At 60.6% G+C, this 8,576-nt stretch carries 8 protein-coding genes and 1 tRNA gene; 6 read left to right on the forward strand and 3 right to left on the reverse strand.

Annotated features, from left to right (window positions below):
- The first annotated feature begins 374 nt into the window (after nucleotides 1-374).
- Nucleotides 375-1,121 (forward strand): ABC transporter ATP-binding protein, encoded by a 747-nt coding sequence (locus NQ050_RS10725; protein ID WP_257039339.1) that lies wholly within the window; start codon nucleotides 375-377, stop codon nucleotides 1,119-1,121.
- Nucleotides 1,122-3,686, forward strand: a complete 2,565-nt coding sequence (locus NQ050_RS10730) for an ABC transporter permease (RefSeq protein WP_373456458.1) — start codon at nucleotides 1,122-1,124, stop codon at nucleotides 3,684-3,686.
- A gap of 63 nt (nucleotides 3,687-3,749) precedes the next feature.
- Here NQ050_RS10730 and NQ050_RS10735 read toward each other — a convergent pair whose 3' ends face one another.
- Both NQ050_RS10735 and NQ050_RS10740 read right to left on the reverse strand, forming a co-directional pair.
- Nucleotides 3,750-4,073, reverse strand: a complete 324-nt coding sequence (locus NQ050_RS10735; RefSeq protein ID WP_257039340.1) for a CrcB family protein — start codon at nucleotides 4,071-4,073, stop codon at nucleotides 3,750-3,752.
- Nucleotides 4,061-4,375: a CrcB family protein gene (locus NQ050_RS10740; RefSeq protein ID WP_257039342.1), complete on the reverse strand. Its 315-nt coding sequence runs from the start codon at nucleotides 4,373-4,375 to the stop codon at nucleotides 4,061-4,063. The genes NQ050_RS10735 and NQ050_RS10740 overlap by 13 nt, the downstream gene beginning before the upstream one ends.
- 128 nt (nucleotides 4,376-4,503) lie before the next feature.
- Here NQ050_RS10740 and pgm point away from each other — a divergent pair, with 128 nt between their 5' ends.
- From pgm to NQ050_RS10760, 4 genes are all read left to right on the forward strand, one after another.
- Nucleotides 4,504-6,147 (forward strand): phosphoglucomutase (alpha-D-glucose-1,6-bisphosphate-dependent), encoded by a 1,644-nt coding sequence (gene pgm, locus NQ050_RS10745; RefSeq protein ID WP_257039343.1) that lies wholly within the window; start codon nucleotides 4,504-4,506, stop codon nucleotides 6,145-6,147.
- A 190-nt stretch (nucleotides 6,148-6,337) separates the two neighbouring features.
- On the forward strand, nucleotides 6,338-6,799 hold the full coding sequence (locus NQ050_RS10750; RefSeq protein WP_257039347.1) for a DoxX family protein: 462 nt from the start codon (nucleotides 6,338-6,340) through the stop codon (nucleotides 6,797-6,799).
- Nucleotides 6,800-6,913: 114 nt separating this feature from the next.
- The gene (locus NQ050_RS10755; RefSeq protein WP_257039344.1) at nucleotides 6,914-7,642 is read left to right on the forward strand and encodes a thioredoxin domain-containing protein; all 729 of its coding nucleotides are present in this window, start codon (nucleotides 6,914-6,916) and stop codon (nucleotides 7,640-7,642) included.
- A gap of 229 nt (nucleotides 7,643-7,871) precedes the next feature.
- A tRNA-Ala gene (locus tag NQ050_RS10760) sits at nucleotides 7,872-7,944 on the forward strand.
- Nucleotides 7,945-8,079: 135 nt separating this feature from the next.
- Here NQ050_RS10760 and NQ050_RS10765 read toward each other — a convergent pair.
- Complete coding sequence (locus NQ050_RS10765) at nucleotides 8,080-8,475, reverse strand: Abi family protein (protein ID WP_257039345.1); 396 nt, start codon at nucleotides 8,473-8,475, stop codon at nucleotides 8,080-8,082.
- Nucleotides 8,476-8,576: the final 101 nt, after the last annotated feature.

Consider the following 8,576-nt stretch of genomic DNA (forward strand, 5'->3'; position numbering starts at 1 on the left):
GAAGCTAAGCCCGACAGCGCTGATGGTACTGCACCCGGGAGGGTGTGGGAGAGTAAGTCACCGCCGACCTAAAACTAAAAAAACACAAAAGATGATGCGGGGCGCCCCAACAGGCACCCCGCATCATCTCTTTTCGCATACCCAAAAACAGGGTAAGGGGAAACGGGCAACCAATACGGAGGCGGCGTTTATGCCCCAGGACCACAGGCCCCAAGACCCATAAGGGCCCTACCATGGGTGAATCCGGGCAAACCCTGATGGCAAGCTGGGCCTGAAACGTGTTGAATAGACAATGTTGCATGTTCAACATGCGTAAATTGCACAAGACGCGCCCCAAACCACGGACGCGCCTGAGATACGGAGAAAAAATAATCATGACCAATTCGCAGCAGCGCGCAGCCGCGCATGCTCAAGCCCTCACAAAAGTGTACGGCCAAGGTGAAACCGCTGTAACCGCAATTAACAACATTGACGTTGAGTTCATTGCCAACGAGTTCACCGCAATCATGGGTCCCTCCGGCTCCGGCAAGTCCACCCTCATGCACTGCATGGCAGGCCTTGACACCGCTTCCTCCGGCGCAACCTACATCGGCGACGTCAACCTCTCCCAACTGCGGGACAAAGAAATGACTGCCCTGCGCCGCGACCGCTTGGGCTTCATCTTCCAGTCCTTCAACCTGGTGCCTACCCTCACCGCGGCCGAAAATATTACCCTGCCAATTGATATTGCAGGCAAGAAGGTAGACAAGGCCTGGTTCAACGAGGTGACTGAGCGCCTCGGCCTCTCCCACCGCCTCGGGCACCGTCCAGCTGAGCTTTCCGGCGGCCAGCAGCAGCGCGTCGCTTGTGCACGTGCCCTCGTTGCTCGCCCAGACATCATCTTCGGCGACGAACCCACTGGCAACCTGGACTCCAACTCTTCCGCAGAAGTGCTGAGCATCCTGCGAACCGCCGTGGACCAAGACGGCCAAACTGTGGTGATCGTGACCCACGACCCCCGCGCAGCCTCCTACGCAGACCGCGTGATCTTCCTTGCGGATGGGCGTATTGTCCAGGAACTGCGCAATCCAAGTGCAGAGGAAATCCTGAGCACCATGGCTCACATCGAGGACGTGCACTAAATGGCATCCCACTCAGTAGACACTCAATCAAGTTCAAAGGCCATGTACCGAGTCTCCTGGCGCTCCGTGGCCTCGCACAAGGTACGCCTGCTGCTCACCGTCCTCGCGGTGGTTCTGGGCACCGCGTTCGTGTCCGGTTCGATGATGTTCACCAAGGCTCTCGGTGATACCTTCGATTCCGCCATCAGCTCCCAAATGGCCTCCGTAGACGCGGTAGTCAATGGCAACACCGCCCCTGTGACGGTAGATACCCTCAACACACTGCGTGAGGATTCTCAAGTTGGCAAAGTAAACCTCAATGGTTCGCAGACCGTGGTGGTGGCCACGGAGGATCGCCAGCCCTTCCAAACTGGTGCGGCAAGCCCCATGGTGAGTGTGTGGTACAACCCGGATGATGCCGTGGTGAGCGGCGAAACCCTCGTGGAGGGTGAGGCTCCCACGGGTGCGGACCAAGTGGTGGTGAACGAGGCCGGGGCCAAGGAGTACAACATCACGGTGGGGCAGAGCCTTATCGTGGTGGATAGCCTCGGGCAGCGTAACGTTACCGTCAGTGGTCTTTATGCCGTAGAGGGCGCTAGCCACCCGAGTATCAACATGGCCATGGCGGAGCAGGCGTACCTTGAGCGCTATGTGCCGGATGGTCTCGTCGGTAGCCTCACCGTTGCCGGCACCGGGGAAGACCCTCAGGCCCTCGTGGAGCACCTGCGCGGCGTGTACCCAGATTTCAATGTGGAAACTGGTGAAACCCTCGCTGAGCAAGCCACTGAGGCCATGAAGTCCGCGCTGAGCTTTGTGAACTACTTCCTGGTGGCGTTCGGGTTGATCGCATTGCTGGTGGGCACGTTCATCATCGCCAACACCTTCTCCATGATCGTGGCACAGCGCCTGCGTGAGTTTGCGCTGCTGCGTGCGCTGGGTGTGTCGCGGCCGCAGCTTACGAAGTCCGTGGTGTTTGAAGCGGTGATTGTGGGCATGATTGGCTCAGCGATCGGCATCCTCGGCGGCATGGGCCTGGTGCTTGGTATCCAAGCGGTGATGAAGGCCTTCGGCATGGAATTGCCGAGCATGGAGCTCGGCCTGAGCGTGAACAGCGTACTCGTGCCGTTCGTGCTGGGCGTGCTGGTCACGGTGGTTTCCGCCTGGGCGCCTGCACGCAAAGCCGGTGCTGTGCGGCCAGTTGAGGCAATGCGTTCCACCGAAACCGCCTCCGAGTCTTCCCTGAAGCTGCGCACCATCGTTGGTGCACTGGGCATCCTCGCCGGCGTTGGACTGGCGCTACTCGGCGCGCTGAACTCGGACGGCGAGGTGAAGACCCGCGCGATCATCGTCGGCGTGGGTGCGTTCCTGCTGATCGTCGGCGTGTTCTTGGCGTCGCCGGCGATTTCCATCCCGGTAGTGGGTGCGATCGGCCGTGTGGTCGGCGCGCCGTTTGGCCAAGTGGGCAAGCTCGCCGCAACGAACTCCCGGCGCAACCCACGCAGGACCGCAACCACCGCTTTCGCACTTACTCTGGGTGTGGCGTTGGTGTCTGCAATCGGCATGCTTTCCGCGACCATGAGCAACTCCATTAAGGACATGGTGAGCTCCGAACTTCGCGCCGACTACTTAGTGTCCGGTCCGGCGGCAAGCTCCATCCAGTTCCCCTCCGAGGCAGCAAACGTGATTGCCGAAACCGAGGGTGTGGGCAACGTCGTGTCAATGGGCATGGTCACCGGCGTCACACTGGAGGGCGGCCAGTCTTACTTCGGCGCGGGCATCCCAACGCTTAACGGCGACGTCTCCCAGGCAGTCAACATCGAAGGCCTGGAGGGCTCCGCGGACCTCAGCCAGCCAAACACTATGATCGCCGCAAAGAATTATGTTGAGCAACAGGGTTGGGCACTCGGAGATTCCATCGCAATCCTCGACTCCACCGGCGCCGAGATCGGCACGGTAGAGATCATTGGCACGTATACGGAAAGCCCGATTCTGGGCACTTTCGACGTCTCCACGTCCACCTTCGCCGACACTCAGGTGGACTCAATGGCGATGGGCGCGCTGGTTACCGGCGACGGCTCGGTTTCCCAGCAGCAGCTCGGCGACAACCTCAAAGCGGACGTAGCCGACTTCCTGGTGGTGCGCGTGCAGTCATCGGAGGAATACGCGGGTGAGCAGGCAGGCATGGTGAGCCAAATGATGAACGTCATCTACGGCCTCCTCGGCTTGGCCGTGGTGGTGGCAGTGCTTGGCATCATCAACACCCTGGCGCTGAACGTAATCGAGCGCCGCCAGGAGATCGGTATGCTGCGCGCCGTGGGTACGCAGCGCAACCAGATCCGACGCATGATCGTGGTGGAATCCCTCCAGATCGCCCTGTACGGCGCGGTCCTCGGCGTGGTGGTTGGCCTGGGCCTCGGCTGGGCCTTCCTCAAGGCGCTCTCCGGCTCTGGCCTGGACAGCATCTCGGTTCCATACACCGAGATCGTGTGGCTGCTCGTCGGCTCCGGTGTGGTGGGTGTGCTGGCCGCACTGTGGCCCGCGCGCCGAGCCGCAAAGACGCCGCCGCTGGACGCAATCGCGGATTAGCACAACACAAGGGCAGTGAGTGGAAGTTGCACTCGCTGCCCTTTTGGTATGCGTTGGCGGCCGCTACACCCCGAACGCCACCAACCCACACACCACCTGGGCCAGGAGATACCCGCTAGCCCGCAACCACTTACCGCCGGCGATTTTTGCTTGGAGCTCACCGGCCAGCGTGGACCAGGTGGAAAGCGCCCCTGCGAGTCCAGCGCCCAGCAATAAATATTGGGTGGAGTCAGTTCCAGTTCCGGTCCCCATCACCTGCCCAAGCAGCCAGCAGGCGGCGGTATTGGCAAGCAGCGTGCCAAACGGGAGTTTGCTGAGCAGATAGCGCGCGGTGCCCCCAAACGCACCACCCGCAAAAACCCAGATCACGGTGTCTAGACCAGCCATCGTTGCCCCGCTTTGCGGAGAGCAGATCCGATGAACACCGCCACTACGCACCCCAGTGCCGGAAGCAGCAGGTGTTCCCCAAGTCCGCCCCAGGAGGAGGTGGCGCTGTGGGCGTCGGCAAGCATGATGTAGCCGGAAAAGCTGGTGAATCCTCCCAGGAAACCCGTGCGCCAGAACGCGGAAGGCTTCAGCATGCCAAAAGCAAGGCAACCGATGAGGTTGAGCACAAGCAAGGGGCCTGGCATGAGGGCGCGGGTGGCGGCGCCGAGTCCGGAGCCGAGCGCCACGAGGAGAAGGTTCATGGGTTTACTGTAGCGCTCGGGCGGGAAAGGGAAACCGGTCACGTTCGGCTGCAAAAATGCGGGAAACGCGCAATGATTGGGGATAGCTGTTTGCACTTCTGAGAAAGTTTTCCCACAAAGGAGTTTTCATGGCACATCCCCGCGCAGGTCAGCCGGCACTTCCCGAGGATCTTATTGATATCGCGGAGCTTGTGACCGCGTATTACACCCGCACGCCCGACCCGGAGAACCCGGATCAGCAGGTGGCGTTTGGCACCTCCGGGCACCGCGGTTCCTCGTTGGACACGGCGTTTAATGAGCACCACATTCTGGCCACCACGCAGGCGATTGTGGAGTACCGCCAGGCGCAGGGCATCACGGGGCCGGTGTACATTGGCCGCGACCCGCATGCTCTTTCCGAGCCCGCGCAGATTTCCGCGATGGAGGTGCTGCTTGCACACGGTGTGGAGGTGCTGGTGGACTCGCGGGGGCGCTACACCCCAACACCTGCGGTTTCCCACGCCATCCTGAGCCACAATGCCTCCAAGCCGGCAGCGCTTGCCGACGGCATCGTGATCACCCCATCCCACAACCCACCTCGTGACGGCGGCTTCAAGTACAACCCGCCAAACGGCGGCCCCGCGGATACCGACGCCACCGACTGGATCGCAGGCCGCGCCAACGAGCACCTGCGCGCTGGCCTGAAGGACGTGAAGCGCACCAGCGTGAACGGCGTGCTGGACCCTCGTGCCGGCACCTTCAACTTCCTGGACAACTACGTGGCCGACCTGCCAAACGTAGTGAACCTGGATGCCATCAAGGCCTCGGGGCTCTCCATCGGCGCGGACCCAATGGGCGGCGCCTCCGTGGACTACTGGGGCGCGATCGGGGAGCGCTACGGCCTCAACCTCACCGTGGTGAACCCTCTGGTGGACGCCACCTGGCGCTTCATGACCTTGGACACTGACGGCAAGATCCGCATGGACTGCTCCAGCCCGAACTCCATGGCGTCGCTGGTGCACAACCGCACGAAGTTTGACATCGCCACCGGCAATGACGCCGACGCCGACCGCCACGGCATCGTCACCCCAGACGCCGGCCTCATGAACCCCAACCACTACCTGGCCGTGGCCATCGACTACCTCTTTGCCAACCGCCCCGGCTGGGGCCCCGAGACCGCCGTGGGCAAGACGCTGGTGAGCTCCTCAATGATCGACCGCGTCGTCGACGCCCTCGGCCGCAAGCTGGTGGAGGTGCCAGTGGGCTTCAAGTGGTTCGTGCCGGGGCTGGTGGATGGCTCGGTGGGCTTCGGCGGCGAGGAGTCCGCAGGTGCGTCGTTCTTGCGTCACGACGGCACCGTGTGGTCCACAGACAAAGACGGCATCATCCTAGACCTCCTGGCCTCTGAAATCACCGCTGTGACCGGCAAGACGCCTTCGCAGCGCTACGCCGAATTGGCCGAACAGTACGGGGCGCCCGCCTACGCGCGCACCGACGCCGAGGCCAACCGCGAGCAGAAAGCCATTTTGAAGAAGCTTGCCCCGGAGCAGGTCACCGCCACTGAGTTGGCGGGCGAGCCCATCGTGGCAAAGCTGGTTGCGGCACCTGGCAACGGTGCGGCGATTGGCGGCCTCAAGGTGACTACTGAAAATGCGTGGTTTGCGGCACGTCCTTCCGGTACTGAAGATAAATACAAGATCTATGCCGAGTCTTTCCGTGGGGAAGATCACCTAGCGCAGGTGCAGAAGGAAGCCCAGGAACTCGTGAGCAGCGTTCTGCAAGCTCAGAGCTAGTATCCAACCTTTGATTGAGAAACGTTGGGGCGCCCGATGGATGCGGCGCTCCAACTTTTTTGCCATCAGATCGGCATAAAATGCGCTCCGTTTCAGTATCTGCAGTTTTCAGTGCTGGTTTCCTCCATTAAGGTGTGAGGGCGTGAGCACACTTTCAACCAATGAAGCAGCCAGCCCGGAGGTGGGCGAGCTGAGAGGGAGGGTCAATAAGACCCTCATTTTGGACATTATCAGTGCGGTAGCGCGTTTCTACATGGCCTACATCTGGATCCGCGCGGGCGTCTCCAAACTGGGGAGCCGCGTGGAAGTGGTCCAGTCCGTTGAGGGCTACGACATCTTCAGCCCCACCTGGGCTCAGTGGATCGCCACCGTAATCGCGCCGCTGGAAATCGCCGGCGGCATTCTTCTGCTGTTGGGTGTGTTCCTCCGCAAGTCTGGCTGGCTTTCCACCATAGTGATTACCCTGTTCATCGTGGGTATCGCGCAGGCGTGGGCCCGCGGGCTTGCCATCGACTGCGGCTGCTTTGGCCCAGCCGACCCCACCACCTTGGGCATGAACTACCTCAAGACGATCCTCAGGGACCTGGTTTACATCTTCCTATCGCTGTGGACCGCCTTCCGGCCGTTCAAGAAGTTTGCCATTTACCCCTAACAGCTCCACTGAGTACCAGCGGGTACACTTGTAGAGCTGGTGACGTCGGGAAGCCTTGCCCCTGCGGGTGAGGACGTTCCCACATTCTTCCCCATAGAGAGAATTGAACAATCAATGAGCAAGATTCAAAATCCAAACCAAAAGTCCAACGGCTTCCTGTGGGCCGTTATTGCGCTCCTGGTGATCGTGGCCGCCGTGGTTGGCTTCATTGTGATGCAGGGCAGCAAGTCTGTGGCGGAGGAGTACGCCAGCCGCGAGCGTGAGGCCGTGGGCTTCACCGCAACCGCAGAGGGCGATACCATCACCCTGGCCTCCGCGAACGCATCCGCCGACGCGAAGACCGTGGACCTCTACGAGGACTACTCCTGCCCTCACTGCGCAGCGCTTGCTGTGGCCACCGACGCTGACATGAAGGCCGCCATCGAAGACGGCTCGATTGTGGTAAACGTCCGCTCCCTGAACTTCCTGGACCGCGGCGACGACCGCACCACCGTGGAGGGCCACTCCACCAAGGCTGGCGCCGCCGCCCTCGCAGTGGCACGTTCCGGCAACGCCGAGGCATATTGGAACCTGCGCACCGTGCTCTTGGAGGACCAGGACGACGCCTACGGTCAGTGGGACAACAACGATCTCGCAGACGTTGCAGCGCAAATGGGTGCCGACGACACCACTGTGGAGTCCATCCGCAACGGCGAACTGATCGGCGACTTCCGCGAAGTAGCCACTGGCAACGCCGACAAACTCAGTACCGAGACCGGCACCGTCTCCTCCCCGCGCGTGTTCATCGACGGCACCGAATTCCAGGGTGACATCAACTCCTGGGTTGCCGCCGCAACTGCGTAGTGAGTTTGTGACGCTCTGACACTTTGAGTGAATGGTCGCTCAGGCCTTGGGCTTGCTCCTTTGAGGGTGAGCCTGGGGCCGTTTTTGTTGGCCTGTTTTTTGTTGGGCTGTTTGGGGTCGGATTTGGGGTCCGCTCTGCTGTTGACCTGCCGTTTTGGTGGAAGTCTGTACGGCAAGTAGAATGACCCAAGTACGCAAGCGCGGAACATGTTTCGCGGCTTTTGTGTGCGGGGCTATGGCGCAGCTGGTAGCGCACCACACTGGCAGTGTGGGGGTCACGGGTTCGAATCCCGTTAGCTCCACTTATTAGGACGCTCATTTTGATACAAAGTGGGCGTCTTTTTGTGCCCTTCGGGTTCCGCGTATTACCTGTTATACGGGGGAGAAGCCGTGGCCGTTGTTTTGCCTCTGAGGTGGGATGACGGTCTCACTTTTGTCTAGTAGAGAGTCCAGACAGGTAGGTTCCTCCAGTAATCGGGAAATCCCATCTCATCAGTTTTCCGCAACGCTAGCGGGTCGTACTCTTCCTCGATCAGCTTACGGACCTTATTCACCCAGGTTGAGCCAGGAGAAATGTTTCGTAGCATGAATGCGATGATGGTGAGAGCTCCGAAGAGTCGTTCGCTTTGCCCTTCAGGGAGACAAGACAACTCTTGGATCGTGCGGAAAGCGTTTGTGGATGCTGGAGTGAAGTAACGGTTCCAGAGTCGGCTGTGGTGCGCACAAGTGTTTCGTAGTACGGTGAGTTGTTCGCACCAACGAGCGAGTGGATCTTGGTTGTAGTAGCTCTTCTTTTGTCGAGGATTCGGGGCCGACCCCCGGAAAGTAGACACATCGGGTGGTCAATATGATGGGATTATGTTAGCTCACGCGGTCTTGGCTTCAAACTCTTTTGGTGACAGGTATCCACACCAGGAGTGACGCCTTTTGGTGT

It is taken from the genome of Corynebacterium sp. 122RC1, from assembly GCF_024580955.1.
GTDB lineage: Bacteria > Actinomycetota > Actinomycetes > Mycobacteriales > Mycobacteriaceae > Corynebacterium > Corynebacterium kozikiae.